Raw genomic sequence first — 15,494 nt, forward strand, 5'->3', positions numbered from 1 at the left:
TTGAGCCCGGGCCGTTCCTGCCCGGGCAGGGAGTGTGCTGGAGGTCAGCCTGCGCCGTTGTGCCGTGCGCGGGCGGCAATCGCCTTGGCGCCGACGGCGGTGAACTCGCCGATGGTTTCAGCCGGGGAAGCGTGCTTCACGAGGGCCTCGCCCACAAGTACGGCGTTGGCTCCGTGCGAGGCGTAATGCTCGACGTCGGCGGCGTCGCGGACACCGGATTCGGCAACCACCACGGGGCCTGCGGGAATGCCGCCGGCAAGCGAAGCGAAAACCGAGCGGTCGACGTCGAGCGTCTTGAGGTTGCGGACGTTGATGCCGATGATGCGTGCGCCCAGGGCAACTGCCCGGTCCACTTCTTCGGCGGTGTGCGTCTCTACGAGGGCATTCATGCCCAGGTCATGCGTGAGGTCCAGGAACCGGCGCAGCTGTCCGTCGTCCAGTGCCGCGGCGATGAGCAGGATCAGGTCGGCGCCGTGGGCACGTGCTTCCCAGATCTGGTACTCGTCAACGGTGAAGTCCTTGCGGAGCACGGGGATGTCCACGGCGGCGCGGACGGCGTCGAGGTCCGCCAGGGACCCCTTAAACCGGCGCTGTTCGGTGAGGACGCTGATGACGGCGGCTCCCCCGCGTGCATAGGCGGCTGCAAGGGAGGCGGGGTCGGCGATGTCGGCGAGTTCCCCCTTGGAGGGGCTGCTGCGCTTGACCTCGGCGATCACGCCCAGCCCGGTGCGCACCTTAGCGGTTCCACCCAGCGCCGCATAGGCGTCGAGCGGTGCCGGTGCCTGCTGCGCCTGCTGGCGGACCTGCTCAAACGACACACTTTGCCGGCGTTCGGAGAGATCCTCCCGGACGCCGGCAATGATGTCGTCGAGAACGCTCACTCAGTGGCTGCTGTTCTTCAGCTTCGATCCGTTGACGCCGTAGCCTGCCTTGCGCATGATGAAGCCGACCAGCAGGCCGATCAGCATCACGGCAATGCCGGCAAAGAAGCCGATGTAGCTGGCCATAACGTAGGCAACGGAAGACACTGCGGCGCCGACAATCATAATCAGCACGCAGGTCCAGGCTGCGGGGGTGTTGCCGTGCCCGATGGTTTCATCATGGATGCTGGCGTGGCTTTCGCCCTCGTTTTCCTGGCCGGCTTCCAGGTGCTGTTCGGTGTTTGTGCTCATGGTGAATCTCCTCTTAACGAATCTGGTTTCCATTCTGCCATTACTGGACGGAAACCCTTTCACATATTGCGCCGGGTGTTCGGCGGAATGTGCTGGCTTTGTGGGTGAACCTACTTGTGGTCGGTGGGATCTTCGCCGCGGGTCAACCGGTCCCAGCTGTCGATTTCGTCAATCGGGGGGCCTGCTGCCGGCTTCTTGCCGGCATCCGTGGTGCCTGCGGTGCCGGTCGCTGCGGCAGTGCCGGGGGTTCCGGCGTCGGAGGTTCCGGCGTCACTGGAGTCGGAGTCCGGCGTGCCGGCCTCGGCGGTCGGAGCGTAGCGGCGCGACGTCGTCCAGTACCTCCCTGCCAGCGCAAGCCAGATACCGGCGAGGGCGATCAGTATGCCGGCTACCAGGGCGGCGTAGGGCATGGGGGTCAGTTCGGCCACGGTGCCTTCCGCAGAGCTGACGCCGATGGCCTTGCCGATGGCCCCGGCGGCTCCCTGGAGCGGGTCGCTGATGATCCGGTAGCTGGCGGTAGCAACGCCGACGCCGGCCACCACGATGATGACGGCGATGATCCAGCGGGCAATACGCCCGGCGATGGCAGCGGCCAGGGCGGCGGCCACGCCCACCACGGCAAACGCGGTGACGGCGGTGGCGGCATCGCTGCCGGAGACGGCGACGTCCGGGGTTGCCACGGTCGCGGCGGGCAGGGTGACGTTCAGCCAGGTGCGGGTGGTGGTGCCGAAGGCCAGGGCCGCCAGCAGGACGGTCCCCATGATGACTGTTGCCTTGCGGCCCCAGCGGGGGGTGGTGGTGCTCACTTGTCTGCTTCCTGTGGGGTGGTGCCGGCGTCGTTGGTGGTGCCCGCGGTGGTGGTGCCGGCCGCGGTGACTGTCTCCAAGGCTGCGGCGAGGAGGGCTGCGCGCAGCGGTGCGGCCGCCTTGTTGACGGTTTCCTGCGCCTCGGCTTCGAGGTCTGAATCATTGACGATGCCGCCGCCGGCCTGGACATAGGCCTTGCCGTCACGCAGCAGGGCGGACCGGATGGCGATGGCCATGTCCATGTCGCCGGCAAAGTCGAGGTAGCCCACTACCCCGCCGTAAATGCCGCGGCGGTGCGGTTCCACCTCGTCAAGCAGGCGCAGGGCACGGGGCTTCGGGGCGCCGGAGAGCGTGCCGGCAGGGAACGTTGCGGCCAGCACGTCATAGGCCGTGGCGGCGTCCGCCAGCCGGCCGACGACGGTGGAGACCAGGTGCATGATGTGGCTGAAGCGCTCCACCTCCATGAACTGGGTGACGTCGATGCTGCCGGGCCGGCAGACCTTGGAGAGGTCGTTGCGGGCCAGGTCCACCAGCATCAGGTGCTCGGCCCGTTCCTTTTCATCCTTCAGCAGCTCCTCGGCCAGCGCCCGGTCCAGTTCGGAGGTCTTGCCGCGCGGACGGGAGCCGGCAATCGGGTGCGTGATCACGTCGCGGCCGGTGACGGTCACGAGGGCCTCCGGGGAGGAGCCGACCACGTTGAACGGGTTGCCGTGCGCGTCCTCGAAGTTGAAGAGGTACATGTATGGGCTCGGATTGGTGGTGCGCAGTATCCGGTAGACGTCCAGTGCTTCGGCCCGGCATTCGGCCTCGAAGCGCCGGGAGATGACCACCTGGAACACCTCGCCGTCCACGATCGCCTGCTTGCCGCGCTGGACGGCGCGGGTGTATTCGGGCTTGGGCCAGCTTTCCTTCACGTTGGCGGAAACGTCGACAGTGGTGCCCGGGGCCAGCACGGAAACAGCCTGAGGCGTGGGGGCGGCGAGCCGGCCGAGCATCGAGCGGACGCGGGCGACGGCGTCGTGCCAGGCCTCATCCACGCGCTCATCGGAGCCGTCGAAGTTGATGGCGTTGGCCACGAGGGTGACGGTGCCGTCGCTGTTGTCGTGGATGGCCATGTCGGAAACCAGGTTCATGGCGATCTCGGGCAGGTCCAGGTCATCGGCGGGCGGGTTGGGCAGCTTCTCCCAGTGCCGGACCGTTTCCCAGCCGACAAAGCCGACCATCCCGGAGGTGAACGGGGGCAGCTCCTCGAACCGTTCGGTGGCCAGCAGGTCCACCGTGCGGGACAGCGCCTCCACCGGGCTGCCGTCCAGCGGCACACCGACAGGCGGGGAGCCGAGCCAGTGCGCCTGCCCGTCGAGCGTGGTCAAGGTGGCCCGGGACCGGGCACCGATAAAGGAGTAGCGGGACCAGACGCCGCCGGACGCCGCCGACTCCATCAGGAAGGTGCCGGGCTCGCCGTTGGTGAGCTTGCGGTAAATGCCGATGGGCGTGTGGGCGTCAGCCAGCACGGTGAGGCGTACGGGGATCACCCGGCGGTCGGCCGCGAGGGCCCGGAACTCGTCGAGGCCGGGGCGGATGCTTCCTAGATCCTGCATGTTCGTCCTGCTTCTCCCCTGCGGGTTGGAGGGTGGATTTTCACTCGGCGCCGACGACGGCGGCCAGGTCGCGGCCATCGAAGCAGGTCCGGGTGCCGGTATGGCAGGCCGCGCCTACCTGGTCGACGCGGACCAGCAGGGCGTCGCCGTCGCAGTCCACCGCCACGGACTTCACCCACTGCACGTGCCCGGAGGTGTCCCCCTTACGCCAGTATTCCTGCCGTGAGCGGGACCAGAAGGTCACCCGGCCCGTGGTCAGGGTACGGTGCAGGGCTTCATCGTCCATCCACCCGAGCATCAGCACCTCATTGGTGTCGTACTGCTGGACGACGGCGGCCACCAGCCCGGCGTCGTCGCGCTTGAGCGAGGCGGCAAGCTCGGGATCGAGGTGCGGATTCTGGGGGGAAGGTGTGGGAAGCATCGCTACCGATTCTACTGCCCGGCGCTAAGTCGCATCCGCTCGTGTGATTTCGGGCTGTTGGACCGCAAAAACAGGGGGTTCCGTGCTAGTTTCAGCAGTGATGCATTATGTAGAACCGTCCCGTGAAGTCCTGGCCGAAACGTTACTCGCAGCCGGACCCCATGCGCCCACGCTTTGCGAGGGGTGGCAGACCAAGGAGCTCGCAGCTCACCTGTACCTGCGCGAGCACCGGATGGGTGCTGCCCTCGGCACGTTCATCAAGCCGCTGGCCTCCCGAACGGACAAGGCCCTGGCGGAGTTGGCGCAGAAAGCGTCCACCACGGAAAGCTACAACAAGCTGGTCCGCGCGTTCCGTGCCGGTCCGCCCCGCTTCTCCCCCATGCACCTGAAACAGGTGGACAACAGCGCCAACCTCAGTGAGTACTTTGTGCACACCGAGGACATCCGCCGGGCCTCGGACCGCTGGGCTCCGCGGGCGCTGGATTCCGACTACTCCGATGCGTTGTGGGCCGAGCTGATCAAGCGTGCGGCCATCCTGTACCGCGGCGTGGACCTGGGCATTGTGCTGGTCCGGCCGGACGGCCCCCGGCATGTGGCCAAGCGCGCTCCGGTCTCGGTCGCCATTGTCGGCGAACCCTGCGAGCTGCTGCTGCACGCCCACGGCCGCACCAAGCATGCCCTGGTGATGTACGAGGGCCAGCCGGACGCCGTCGCGCTGCTGGAAAGCGCCGAGATCGGGCTTTAGGTTTTCTCTCTTTTGGAAGGGCGTTCCGCTTTGCGGGGCGCCCTTCCTGCTTCCCGGGCCCGTTGCCTGGGCTGTAGCCCGGATCCGGGAAGACCCCGCAACAACAAAGGGCGCCCCACCAAACGGTGAAGCGCCCTTTGTAGTGGACAGCTAAGAATTAGATAGTCGCCGCATCAATGACGAACCGGTAGCGAAGTCCGGGGTTAGCCCGCGGGGTCGACGTCGGGTTTCCCCGAACCGTGCCCGGCTGCTGCCGCCCTGGCCTCACCGTCTTCATGTCCGTCCTTCTTGCCGAACGGCAGGACCTTCTTCAGCGGGTGCAGAACGGCCATAACAACCAGCCCCCACGCCAGTCCCACCACTGCCGAGCAGAGCGTGTTGACGAGCCAGCCGAGGAAACCGCCCACAACAGCAATACCGGCTACCGGATGTTCAAGGGCGTGGACCAGGTCGTACGGTGCGTGCCAGCCGAGGTCGGAGACACCGACGAGCATGATGTGGCCGCCCACCCACAGCATGGCGACGGTTCCGACCAAGGTGATGGCTGTCAGCACGGCGGGCATGCCCTTCACCAGCAGTCCGCCGAGGCGCTGGGAGCCTGCCGATTCCTTCCTGGCGAGATGCAGGCCGATGTCGTCCATTTTGACGATCAACCCCACAGCCCCGTACACGAGGATGGTGATGGCAATGGCCACGACCACGAGGATGGCCGCCCGGACCCAGATGGACGCATCACCCACCTCGTTCATAGAGATGACCATGATCTCGCAGGACAGGATGAAGTCGGTGGTGATGGCTCCCTTGACCACCTTGGACTCGGCGTCGGGCCCCCGCTCTACCGCCGGCGCCTCCTTGTCCTCGTGGTGGCCGAAGAACTTGTGCCAGACCTTCTCCGCGCCCTCGTAGCAGAGGTACGTGCCGCCCAGCATAAGAATGAACGGGATCACTCCCGGAATGAAGGCACTGATCAGCAGCAGTGCCGGCAGGATGATCAGCAGCTTGTTCCGGAGCGAACCCCAGAAGATGCGTTTGATCATCGGCAGTTCACGGGACGGGTCGGCACCGGAGACGTACTGCGGGGTTACGGCGGCATCATCGATGACGACGCCGGCGGCCTTGGCTCCCGCTTTCGCGGCGCCCGCCGCGATGTCGTCCACCGAGGCGGCGGCTATGCGCGCCAGCGCAGCGACGTCGTCCAGCAGGGCGACGAGCCCGCCGCTCACAGTGCGGCTCCATGCTGGTGTGGGACGGGCAGGTGCTCACGGAGGGCGCCCCTCAGGCGCAGAATTGGCATGTGCCCAATTATAAGCGGGCAGTGACGACGGCGGTTTACGCCGGCTTTGCACGGATGGTGTTTCCTCCGGGACAGCACCCCCGTTGCTCGCACCAAACCTGGCTCTGCTTTAACGCAGAAAACGCCCCGCCAAACGGAGGGGCGCCTCTACTGTCAACTAACGGATTAGATAGTCGCCGCGTCAATGACGAACCGGTAGCGGACGTCGGACTTCAGCACGCGCTCGTAGGCGGTGTTGATGTCCTCGGCCTTGATCAGCTCAATCTCCGGAGCAATATCGTGTTCGGCGCAGAAGTCCAGCATTTCCTGCGTTTCGCGGATACCGCCGATGTTGGAGGCAGCGTAGGAGCGCCGCTTGCTCATCAGGGTGAAGACGGAGATCGGCAGGGCCTCGGGCGGGGCACCCACGCTGACCATGGTGCCGTCCAGGCGCAGCAGCGACAGGTACTGCTGCAGGTCGATCGGCGCGCTGACCGTGTTGATGATCAGGTCGAAGGTGTTCGCGAGCTTCTCGAAGGTGCTCTCGTCGCTGGTGGCGTAGTAGTGCTCGGCACCGAAACGCAGGCCGTCTTCCTGCTTGCTCAGCGTCTGGGACAGCACAGTGACCTCGGCGCCCATGGCCACGGCGATCTTCACGGCCATGTGGCCGAGTCCGCCCATGCCGACGACGGCGACCCGCTTGCCCGGTCCCGCATTCCAGTGTGCGAGGGGCGAGTAGGTGGTGATGCCGGCGCAGAGCAGCGGAGCAGCTGCTTCATACGGGATGCTCTCCGGAACGCGGAGCACGAAGCCGTCATTAACCACTACGGAGGTGGCGTAGCCGCCCTGCGTGATGGTGCCGTCGCGGTCCTTGCTGGCGTAGGTGCCGACGTTGCCGTTCAGGCAGTAGTTCTCCATACCCGCCTGGCAGTTTTCGCATTCGCCGCAGGAGTTGACCATGCAGCCCACACCTACGCGGTCGCCGACCTTGTGGGTGGTGACGTCGGTGCCGACCTCTGCAACGGTGCCCACGATTTCGTGGCCGACAACCTGCGGGTACGCAATGGGTCCCCATTCGCCGCGGACGGTGTGGATGTCCGAGTGGCAGACACCGGCGTAGGCAATATCGATGAGGACGTCATGCGGGCCGACCTCGCGGCGTTCGATCGTGGTGGGAACCAGCGGATCGGTGGCGGAGGTGGCTGCGTAAGCGCGTGCGGTGGTCATAAATCTCCAAGCTGTGGGGGAACAGTGCCGTAGGGCGGCGCTTCCAGTACAAGGCGGCACCGGCGTCGTTTATTTCCTGACGGGGGCGACGACGGCGGCGGAAGGGGCCCCGGCTAGCCCGCCACCGGGGCGGGCCGGGTGCCCAGCCGCCGGTAGATGACGCCGATCACTCCGCAGGCCAGGTAGGCCGCGCCGATGCACAGCCACCCCGCCAGGAAGCCGCCGGAGTACTGCAGCAGCAGGCCCATGGCCAGCGGCCCCAGCGCGAACCCGGAGTACATGCCCAGCGATACCGCTCCGGACGCTGCGCCCACCCGTTCCCGGGGCACCTCCCGGAGCACTCCGGCCATCACCACCACGTTCACGCCCAGCACGGAGGCGCCGTGGAAGACGACGCCGGCCCACAGCAGCGCGGGCACCCCGGTCTGTCCGGCGGCAAGGAGCAGTGCCGCACCGCAGACCGCACCGGCAGCCAGGATGAGCAGCAGCGTGGAGGCGCGGACGCCGTCGGCCATCCGTCGTCCCCAGAGCACCCGCGAACCCACGCCGACGACGCCGGCTGCCGCCGCGGTGGCGCCGCCCATCAGCAGTGAGAAGCCGATCTCCCGCTGGGCGAACAGCGGCAGGTAGACGTTGGTGGCCTGCATGCCGGCTCCGGAAAACAGGGCGAAGGCTGCCAGCAGCCAGACCGGGGCGGGGAACTTCCGGTCCACGGATCCGCGGGGTTTTTCCGCTGCCGGGAGCCGTGGTTCGGCGGGAAGCCGGTGCCACGCGTAGGCGAGCAGCAGGCCCAGGACGAGGGCCGCGCCGACGGCGGCTCCGCGCCACCCGGCGACCAGGGCGGCTGCCGGGAAGAAGAGGCTGGAAAACAGCTGGCTGGCCTGCACCCCGGACTGCTTGACGCCCATCCAGCCGGGCCGTTTGCCCGGTTCCACCGCGTTGATGATGATCCGGTTGGTGGTGGGATTGGAGATGGCCTGGGCCGGACCCGAGAGCAGGACGGCGGCCAGCAGCCACAGGTAGTTCCCGGACAGGGCCGTGCAGCACAGGGCCAGGGCTGTGCCGCCGAAGATGAGCAGCAGCTGGGACCGGGTGCTGATGCGGTCGCTCAGCCGTCCCAGCCACATGGACGCCACCGCGGCGCCCGCGAAGCAGGTGGCGGCGAGCAGGCCGAACTGCGCCTCGCTGATCCCCAGGTCCGCCATGATCAGCGTGCTGGTGGCGGAGAGCCCGTAGTTCATCACCGGGCCGGCGCCCATGGCGCAGACCAGGACAAACAGCAGGCCGGGGCCGGCGGTGGAGCGCACGCGTTTTCCTTTCGAGAAGCAACAGGGACCATTGTGGCCCTTGAACGCGAAAGTTACCGAGTGCGACAGCCGGGCGCCCGGATATCATTGGTGGGCACCCGCCCCACTTAGATGCAAGGAACCCGAACCCGTTGAACAAGAAATCACTCAAGGATGACGGCTTCACCGGTTTCCGGCCCATCGACGGTCTGGATATCAACCGGATCCCGCAGCGTCAGGGCATTTTCGCCGTGCTGCGGCCCGAGGGGTTCGAACCGCGGTTCCTCAAGGAAAGCACGGCCGGGGTGTTCAAAAAGAAGAAGCCAACCCTCTCCCGGGATGAGCTCGCCGCCGAGTGGGTGGACGATGCCGACGTGCTGTTTCTCGGTAAGGCCAGCGCCGGCAGCCAGGGCAACCGCGGTCTGCGACGGCAGATCTCCGAATTCGTGGACTTCGGCAGGGGAAAGCCGCCGGGGCACTGGGAGGGCCGGCTGATCTGGCAGCTGCTCGATGCAGAGGATCTTCTGGTGGCGTGGAAGGAACTGCCGCCCGACGCGCTCAACCCGGCCCTCGCAAAGTACCAGGCGGAGTTTGTCCGTTTATACGGCAGGCTGCCCTTCGCTAACCTCGTCCAGGCCCGCGGTTAGGTGCCATTGGCGTTGCTGGGGTGTCGTTGAGCCTCGGCCAGCATGGTGTCACGGCGGTGCTGTTACTCGTTGGGGGCTCTATCAGTCCATATGCCGAAGGACACCCCACATGAATCATGGAACGTTGCGAACCAGCGGTCATCGCCGCCGAGATCAGTTCTGCTTCGTTCGACTTGGCCACCGAGCTCTCGGACGCGTGAGAGGAAGCCTTCGAGGTCATCAGTTTCGAAGTAGACCCGGGTTCCGGCCGAAGGCACTGTTCCTGCGGCTGCGCGCTGAAGACCGCCAATTCCCGACTCGCCACTTCTGATGATCCAGTAGCTCGCGTCGAGCTCTGAATCCTCGAAAGCGGGGGCGAACGTCCAACCTTGGAGATCGCAATGGAACGACATGAACTTCTCGGGTGCTTCGGTCTCGACTTCCCACCAGACGATGTTCATCATGGGGGAATGCTGGCGGACGGTTGACCCGTCCAATCGCTTATGCGTCACCCCAGCAATACCCGCTGATCCCCTTCGGCAGGGCTGAGCATCTTGCTGAACAGCACATATTCGCCGTCCTGGCCCGTGGTTTCATAGCCCGAGCCCTGGTAGAGCAGGCGTGCCTGGTTGCTTCGGTAGACGCCGAGTTCCACCGCGCGGGCTCCGCTTGAGCTGATTCTCTGCTCGAACGCATCCAGGAGCAGCCGTCCGAGTCCTTGGCGGCGGTGGCTGTCGAGGACACTGATCGAGACCAGGGTTGCGGTGTCACCATCGACCCTTCCCATCACGTACCCGAGCGGGTGCCCATCGGCGTCAACACAGAAGAGCGTGTAGGGAAGGCAGTCGATCCAGAGTTCGAGGTTCTGGTCGAGAACTGTCAGCCACCCCTGGAGCGCATGCGGCTCGATGGTCTCCATGTACTCGCGCTCCTGGCGGAGGATGAACGGCAGATCGCTTACGTCGGCGAGCCGAAGGTGTGTTGGCGTAGTCATGGACGTGAGCATGCCACATTCATCCGCGCTCACAGTGGAAGACGGGGCGCGCTGACGCCCGTCTTCCGCCTGCAGTCGCAAGGTTCGGAACCGCTCGGAGCGGTTCCGGGAACCGCTAGCGGACGTCGAACCCCGCGTCGCGGATGGCCTGCTTGACCTGGTGGATCGCGTCGTCCGGGCCGAAGTGGAACACGGACGCGGCCAGGACGGCGTCGGCCCCGGCGATCACGGCGGCCGGGAAGTGCTCCGGCTTGCCGGCTCCGCCCGAGGCGATCAGCGGCACGTCCACAGCAGCACGGACGGCCCGGATCATCTCAATGTCGAAGCCCTCACGGGTGCCGTCGGCGTCGATCGAGTTCAGCAGAATCTCCCCCACGCCGCGGTCGGCGGCTTCCTTCGCCCAGGCGACGGCGTCGATCCCGGTGCCGGTGCGCCCGCCGTGGGTGGTGACCTCGAAGCCCGACGGCGTGGCGCCGTCGTGCGTGCGCCTCGCGTCCACGGAGAGCGTCAGCACCTGCGAACCGAAGTGCCGGGTGATTTCGTCAATCACGTCGGGGCGGGCGACGGCGGCGGTGTTGATCGAGGCCTTGTCCGCGCCGTAGCGCAGCAGCCGGTCCACGTCCGCGATGGAGCGCACTCCCCCGCCGACGGTCAGCGGAATGAAGACCTCTTCGGCGGTGCGGGCAACGACTTCGAACGTGGTGTCGCGGTTGCCGGAGGAGGCGGTGACGTCGAGGAAGGTCAGTTCGTCGGCGCCGGCACGGTCATACCGGTGGGCGAGCTCCACCGGATCGCCGGCGTCGCGCAGGCCTTCGAAGTTGATCCCCTTGACCACCCGGCCGGCGTCGACGTCCAGGCAGGGGATGACGCGGATGGCAACACTCATGGCGTGTCTCCCCTAGATCCGGCAGGCGTGGATGCTGCTGACCAGGATGGCGCGGGCGCCGATGTCGTAGAGCTCGTCCATGATCCGATTGGTGTCCGACTTCTTGATCATGGAACGCACTGCCACCCAGTCGCTGTTCTGCAGCGGAGAGACGGTGGGCGATTCCAGGCCAGGTGTCAGCGCGGCGGCCTCGTCCACGAGGTCCTTGCGGACGTCGTAGTCCATCATCACGTACTGCCGCGCGACCAGGACACCGCGCAGTCGGCGGATCAGCACGTCGACGCCGGCGGGGCTGGCACCCTTGCGGCCGATCAGTACGGCCTCCGACTTCAGGATCGGTTCGCCGAAGATTTCCATCCCGGCGGCCCGCAGGGTGGTGCCGGTTTCGACGACGTCGGCAATCGCGTCCGCGACGCCGAGGCGCACGGAGGATTCCACGGCACCGTCAAGTCGGACCACGGAGGCGTTGATGCCGCGGTCGGACAGGTAGGAGCGCAGCAGGCCGTCGTAGCTGGTGGCCAGGCGCTTGCCTTCGAGCTGGTCGATGGAGGAGAAGTCCCCCACCGGGCCGGCGAAACGGAAGGTGGAGGCACCGAAGCCGAGGTTCATCAGTTCTTCGGCGTCCACCTGCGCGTCCAGGAACAGGTCGCGGCCGGTGATGCCGACGTCGAGCGTTCCAGCGCCCACGTACACGGCGATGTCGCGGGGGCGGAGGAAGAAGAATTCGACGTCGTTATCGGGGTCCACCATGACCAGTTCGCGCGTGTCGCGGCGCTGGCGGTAGCCCGCCTCGTTGAGCATGGCGGAGGCGGATTCGGACAGGGCACCCTTGTTGGGTACGGCTACACGGAGCATGGGAGCATCTTTCGCTGGAAGTTCGTCACTGCAAGTTGGTCACTGCATAGGGAGTGGTTCGACCGGCGGGCCACACGCTGAAGATCAGCGCGCGGCTAGAGATGCTTGTAGACGTCCTGCAGGGTCAGGCCTTTAGCGAGCATCAGGACCTGGAGGTGGTACAGCAGCTGGGAAATTTCTTCGGCGCATTCGGCATCGGATTCGTATTCGGCGGCCATCCACACTTCGGCGGCCTCCTCAACAACCTTCTTACCGATGCCATGCACGCCCGACTCGAATTCGGCCACGGTGCGTGACCCGGCGGGGCGGTCCTGAACTTTCTGGCTCAGCTCGGCAAAGAGGTCTTCGAAGGTTTTCACAGTGCCAAGGGTACGCTGTGGGGCTGGTTGGGGCGGAATCGTGGGGTGGGGTGTGACAAGTGGGAAGCGGCGTCATGCTGCGGACACACCAAGACAACAATGCTCCCCCGCCGCCCTTGGAACGATGCAGACATACTTCATTGCCAAACATAGGGATTGCGCGAGAAGCGTGAACGTCTTAGGTTCCGAATCTGCGCCATACCGGCATAAATGATCCCACTTCGAGTCCACGCATGTCACCGTCACCCAGCCGCAAAAGTTCGCTTGCAAGTAACACAACCTTCAAACGACGCCAATGCTCCCCGTTGCTCGGATTTGTTCATGTGATGTTGTACGCTCTACCAGAATGAGACACGAAACATGCTTAGCTTAATGCATTATCTAGATAAGCAATGAAGAGCATGTAAGGCGCATCGATAAACAAGGGGAACCGGTTTCTTGAATACTGAACTGCCAAAAATCGTAGTCGGGGCCAAGACTTTCCAGGACTGTTTCAGCGATTGTATATACGAGGTCCCTAAATTCCAGCGCCCGTACTCTTGGGAAAAAGAACAGCTACAGGATTACTGGACAGACGTTATAGGCGCTCGAGGGGACTTATTCTTCGGAACAATCGTCACCTGGGTTTCAACGAAAAGAGACCTGTTCCGTGACACTTACTCGCTAATCGACGGACAGCAACGCCTCACAACCAGCGCCATTGCTCTTTCGGTGGTTCGGGACGCTTTGGATGCTATGGCTGAAGGTATCACTGACAATAAAGGCTCTACTAATTCAACTCAACGTATGGCTAAGAACCTTGCGACCGCATCGCAGCGCTACCTGGTTGCCGAAGACGATTATGGTGAAGAGTTCGCGATCGTAATCCGCCCCGAATCAATGTTCTGGGACGTGATTCAGAAGCCAAATACGATCCCGTCGAATGCCCAATGGGACGAAAGTGCACGCCGGATTGGACAGGCGCGCGCCTTCTTTGAGCAGAAAATTGGAGAGTCGCTGACCGAAGCAGAGACAGAACAGGATGCGCTTGATCGTCTAACTGAAATACGGAGTAGCATTCTGAGGGCCAGGCTCATTCAAGTCGAGCTTCAGAAGGAAGAAGATGCGTTTCTTATCTTCGAAACCCTAAATACGCGGGGGGCTGATCTTCAACTCCGGGATTTGGTAAAGAACGATCTCGTTAGAGGCATCAGTACAAACCGACAGGATCGAAATAACGTTGTTCAACGCTGGGAATCGATCATGAACCACGTGGTAGCAACGGACTCTGCAATTGACGCTGCGGATAGCTTCATATGGCAGTCGTGGAACTCGCGCCGGGAGGCCGTTCGACAAAATGAACTCTATAAGTCTCTCCGAAACATACTTAAAACTGACCCCGAGAAGCATCTGACATATTTGAGCGAGCTGGAAGTCGACGCTCGGACATTCACGTTCCTTGAAGGAAATAGCGTAAACTTTCCTGCCGAAGTTCGCGGCACTCGGAGCGCCTTATCGATTCCCGCGGTGCAAGACAGTCTTGTTGCATTAAACGTATTTAATGTGTCGGTAGCTAACTCAGCCGTAATGGCACTCATCAGAGTATACGACTCCACACGTTTCATATCCAGAAAGAGCCTTATAAATACTCTGCGGGCAATCGAAAACTTTCATTTCCAGTTTACGCAGTTAGCATCGAGCTCCTCCACCGGCGGGACGAGACAGAGATATAATACATTTGCTGTTCAGCTGGAGAGAGCCCGCTCTACGGCCACCGCAACTCTTGCCATCAACGGGCTTATTGAACGTTTACGCGAAAGCACTCCTGACGCGGTAAAACTCACGTCTGCGTTCGAGAAACTTTTTTATGCGCCGTCGCTTCGACTCAACCAAAGCCAAAAGAAGCGTGGTCGGCAAGACGTTATTAGGTACGTACTTCTAACACTCGCACGGCACGACAATACCGTGGCAAGATCGCGAACAACGTCCGACTGGACTATAGAACACATCCGCCCTCAGGCGGGTGCCGAAGCAAACATAAATGATCCTGCCTTTTCAATAGGCAATTTGACCCTGCTAACCAGCGCCGCCAATGGTAACGTAGCGGATGGAAACTTTGCCGCGAAACGCGAGAAACTTCGGACAGCGTCAGCTCTGAAGGACCCAGTTTTGGAGAGCTGGATAGACGATGCAGGAGTCGTGGAGTTGAGCGACGAAGCAATCGCTCACCGCGCTGCGTCTTTAGCCCGCCACGCTATCAGTTCGGTGTGGGCCATTTGATAGATAACTGAGGCTGAGCTAGTTGTACCGACCGCGGGATTTAGTGACATCCACGGCGAGGCACAGCGACATAAGAAAAACCTCCGGGTGAGGTGCAGCTTGTCTAGAGCACACCACCCGGAGGTCTTCAATGTCCCGAACCAATGCCATATTCACTCACGCTCGAGGTCATCTGTTCCTGGCACGCTGCGTCATGGAAGACCATGGGTCTTTACGGCGGGCAGCTGTACGCTTCCGGGTCTCTGCCACAACGGCAGCCCGGTGGGCGGCGCGTTCCGTGAACTGGGCTCCGCGGGCATGGCAGACCGTTTCCAGCTGCCGCCCGCAGCCCGGGCCGGGTCGGCAGCCGGACTGAACGGCGGATCATCCCCAGTTCGTCAGCAGACAGTCGGCCGTGTCCCTAACGTTTACGTCAATACAGCTAGTCCTGTTGGCCGGCTAATCTAATTCCACCTTCGTGCTCTCCTACAGTTGTCCCGTCCATGTCGAAATCCCCACCCCCGTTCCGTCCCAGCAGTGACACAGCCACAATGGCCGTGTCGTGGGGGAACAGTTGCAGGAGAACAAGGGAGACCGTCATGGCGAAGTATCTATTGCTCAAGCATTACCGCGGCGCACCGGAAGCGCTCAACAACGTCCCGATGGACCAGTGGACACCGGACGAAGTCACAGCCCACATGCAGTTCATGACGGACTTCGCCGAACGTCTGCAGGCCAACGGCGAATACGTCGAGGGCCAGGCGCTCTCCCCCGAAGGAGCCTTCGTGCGGTACGACGGCGAGGGCCGGCCCCCGGTGACTGACGGACCGTTCGCCGAAACCAAGGACCTGATCGCGGGCTGGTTCGCCATCGACGTGGACGACTATGACCGCGCCGTCGCCCTGGCCGGAGAACTGTCCGCCGCGCCGGCCGCCGGCGGGAAGCCGCTGCACGAGTGGATCGAGGTCCGTCCGTTCCTAGCCGCGCCCGTCACGATCACGGAATAAC

The 15,494-nt window shown here is 63.9% G+C and carries 17 protein-coding genes and 1 pseudogene; 5 read left to right on the forward strand and 13 right to left on the reverse strand.

What is annotated here, in order from left to right:
• Positions 1-44 precede the first annotated feature (44 nt).
• From trpC to hisI, 5 genes are all read right to left on the reverse strand, one after another.
• Complete coding sequence (trpC, locus tag QNO10_RS08090) at positions 45-881, reverse strand: indole-3-glycerol phosphate synthase TrpC (protein ID WP_229947942.1); 837 nt, start codon at positions 879-881, stop codon at positions 45-47.
• A complete protein-coding gene (locus QNO10_RS08095) occupies positions 882-1,172 on the reverse strand; it encodes an HGxxPAAW family protein (RefSeq protein WP_229947941.1) in 291 nt (96 codons plus the stop codon). It lies immediately after the preceding gene.
• A gap of 110 nt (positions 1,173-1,282) precedes the next feature.
• Positions 1,283-1,978 carry a Trp biosynthesis-associated membrane protein gene (locus QNO10_RS08100; protein ID WP_229947940.1) on the reverse strand — a complete coding sequence of 232 codons (696 nt, stop codon included), beginning with the start codon at positions 1,976-1,978 and terminating at the stop codon, positions 1,283-1,285.
• Entirely contained in the window at positions 1,975-3,576 is a 1,602-nt protein-coding gene (locus tag QNO10_RS08105; RefSeq protein WP_229947939.1) for an anthranilate synthase component I, read from the reverse strand. Before QNO10_RS08105 ends, QNO10_RS08100 begins: the two co-directional genes overlap by 4 nt.
• Positions 3,577-3,616: 40 nt before the next feature.
• Positions 3,617-3,997 carry a phosphoribosyl-AMP cyclohydrolase gene (gene hisI, locus QNO10_RS08110; protein WP_229947938.1) on the reverse strand — a complete coding sequence of 127 codons (381 nt, stop codon included), beginning with the start codon at positions 3,995-3,997 and terminating at the stop codon, positions 3,617-3,619.
• A 100-nt stretch (positions 3,998-4,097) separates the two neighbouring features.
• Here hisI and QNO10_RS08115 point away from each other — a divergent pair, with 100 nt between their 5' ends.
• Complete coding sequence (locus tag QNO10_RS08115; protein ID WP_229948005.1) at positions 4,098-4,742, forward strand: TIGR03085 family metal-binding protein; 645 nt, start codon at positions 4,098-4,100, stop codon at positions 4,740-4,742.
• Between the two features lie 203 nt (positions 4,743-4,945).
• On the opposite strand, the gene QNO10_RS08120 is transcribed toward QNO10_RS08115, so the two are convergent.
• From QNO10_RS08120 to QNO10_RS08130, 3 genes are all read right to left on the reverse strand, one after another.
• Positions 4,946-5,965 carry a DUF808 domain-containing protein gene (locus tag QNO10_RS08120; protein WP_229947937.1) on the reverse strand — a complete coding sequence of 340 codons (1,020 nt, stop codon included), beginning with the start codon at positions 5,963-5,965 and terminating at the stop codon, positions 4,946-4,948.
• 236 nt (positions 5,966-6,201) lie between these two features.
• On the reverse strand, positions 6,202-7,242 hold the full coding sequence (locus QNO10_RS08125) for an NAD(P)-dependent alcohol dehydrogenase (RefSeq protein ID WP_229947935.1): 1,041 nt from the start codon (positions 7,240-7,242) through the stop codon (positions 6,202-6,204).
• A gap of 113 nt (positions 7,243-7,355) precedes the next feature.
• Entirely contained in the window at positions 7,356-8,549 is a 1,194-nt protein-coding gene (locus QNO10_RS08130) for an MFS transporter (RefSeq protein WP_229947933.1), read from the reverse strand.
• Between the two features lie 131 nt (positions 8,550-8,680).
• Between QNO10_RS08130 and QNO10_RS08135 the strand changes: the two genes are divergently transcribed.
• Entirely contained in the window at positions 8,681-9,175 is a 495-nt protein-coding gene (locus QNO10_RS08135; protein WP_229947929.1) for a hypothetical protein, read from the forward strand.
• Between the two features lie 62 nt (positions 9,176-9,237).
• On the opposite strand, the gene QNO10_RS08140 is transcribed toward QNO10_RS08135, so the two are convergent.
• From QNO10_RS08140 to QNO10_RS08160, 5 genes are all read right to left on the reverse strand, one after another.
• Positions 9,238-9,618, reverse strand: coding sequence for a VOC family protein (locus QNO10_RS08140; RefSeq protein WP_229947927.1), 381 nt, complete (start codon positions 9,616-9,618; stop codon positions 9,238-9,240).
• Between the two features lie 44 nt (positions 9,619-9,662).
• Positions 9,663-10,148 (reverse strand): GNAT family N-acetyltransferase, encoded by a 486-nt coding sequence (locus QNO10_RS08145; RefSeq protein ID WP_229947925.1) that lies wholly within the window; start codon positions 10,146-10,148, stop codon positions 9,663-9,665.
• A gap of 115 nt (positions 10,149-10,263) precedes the next feature.
• Entirely contained in the window at positions 10,264-11,034 is a 771-nt protein-coding gene (gene hisF, locus QNO10_RS08150) for an imidazole glycerol phosphate synthase subunit HisF (RefSeq protein ID WP_229947922.1), read from the reverse strand.
• Positions 11,035-11,046: 12 nt separating this feature from the next.
• Positions 11,047-11,889: an ATP phosphoribosyltransferase gene (hisG, locus tag QNO10_RS08155; RefSeq protein WP_229947920.1), complete on the reverse strand. Its 843-nt coding sequence runs from the start codon at positions 11,887-11,889 to the stop codon at positions 11,047-11,049.
• A 95-nt stretch (positions 11,890-11,984) separates the two neighbouring features.
• Positions 11,985-12,248: a phosphoribosyl-ATP diphosphatase gene (locus QNO10_RS08160; protein WP_152218540.1), complete on the reverse strand. Its 264-nt coding sequence runs from the start codon at positions 12,246-12,248 to the stop codon at positions 11,985-11,987.
• Between the two features lie 438 nt (positions 12,249-12,686).
• Here QNO10_RS08160 and QNO10_RS08165 point away from each other — a divergent pair, with 438 nt between their 5' ends.
• The 3 genes and pseudogenes from QNO10_RS08165 to QNO10_RS08175 all read left to right on the forward strand — a co-directional run bounded on the left by QNO10_RS08165 (position 12,687) and on the right by QNO10_RS08175 (position 15,493).
• Positions 12,687-14,507, forward strand: a complete 1,821-nt coding sequence (locus QNO10_RS08165; RefSeq protein WP_229947918.1) for a DUF262 domain-containing protein — start codon at positions 12,687-12,689, stop codon at positions 14,505-14,507.
• A gap of 130 nt (positions 14,508-14,637) precedes the next feature.
• Positions 14,638-14,875 (forward strand): annotated as a pseudogene (locus QNO10_RS08170) (helix-turn-helix domain-containing protein); the annotation flags it as partial.
• A gap of 210 nt (positions 14,876-15,085) precedes the next feature.
• Positions 15,086-15,493, forward strand: a complete 408-nt coding sequence (locus tag QNO10_RS08175) for a YciI family protein (protein ID WP_229947916.1) — start codon at positions 15,086-15,088, stop codon at positions 15,491-15,493.
• The last annotated feature ends 1 nt before the right edge of the window (position 15,494 follow it).

Origin of the sequence: Arthrobacter sp. zg-Y919 (assembly GCF_030142045.1) — a bacterium.
In the GTDB taxonomy this organism is placed as follows: domain Bacteria; phylum Actinomycetota; class Actinomycetes; order Actinomycetales; family Micrococcaceae; genus Arthrobacter_B.

Excerpts from the sequence above, each read along its gene's own strand:
- QNO10_RS08140 (WP_229947927.1), bottom strand. The coding sequence starts at position 9,618 with ATGATGAACATCGTCTGGTGGGAAGTCGAGACCGAAGCACCCGAGAAG.
- hisG (WP_229947920.1), bottom strand. The coding sequence starts at position 11,889 with ATGCTCCGTGTAGCCGTACCCAACAAGGGTGCCCTGTCCGAATCCGCC.
- QNO10_RS08115 (WP_229948005.1), top strand. The coding sequence starts at position 4,098 with ATGCATTATGTAGAACCGTCCCGTGAAGTCCTGGCCGAAACGTTACTC.
- QNO10_RS08095 (WP_229947941.1), bottom strand. The coding sequence starts at position 1,172 with ATGAGCACAAACACCGAACAGCACCTGGAAGCCGGCCAGGAAAACGAG.
- QNO10_RS08105 (WP_229947939.1), bottom strand. The coding sequence starts at position 3,576 with ATGCAGGATCTAGGAAGCATCCGCCCCGGCCTCGACGAGTTCCGGGCC.
- QNO10_RS08175 (WP_229947916.1), top strand. The coding sequence starts at position 15,086 with ATGGCGAAGTATCTATTGCTCAAGCATTACCGCGGCGCACCGGAAGCG.
- hisI (WP_229947938.1), bottom strand. The coding sequence starts at position 3,997 with ATGCTTCCCACACCTTCCCCCCAGAATCCGCACCTCGATCCCGAGCTT.
- QNO10_RS08125 (WP_229947935.1), bottom strand. The coding sequence starts at position 7,242 with ATGACCACCGCACGCGCTTACGCAGCCACCTCCGCCACCGATCCGCTG.
- QNO10_RS08145 (WP_229947925.1), bottom strand. The coding sequence starts at position 10,148 with ATGACTACGCCAACACACCTTCGGCTCGCCGACGTAAGCGATCTGCCG.
- hisF (WP_229947922.1), bottom strand. The coding sequence starts at position 11,034 with ATGAGTGTTGCCATCCGCGTCATCCCCTGCCTGGACGTCGACGCCGGC.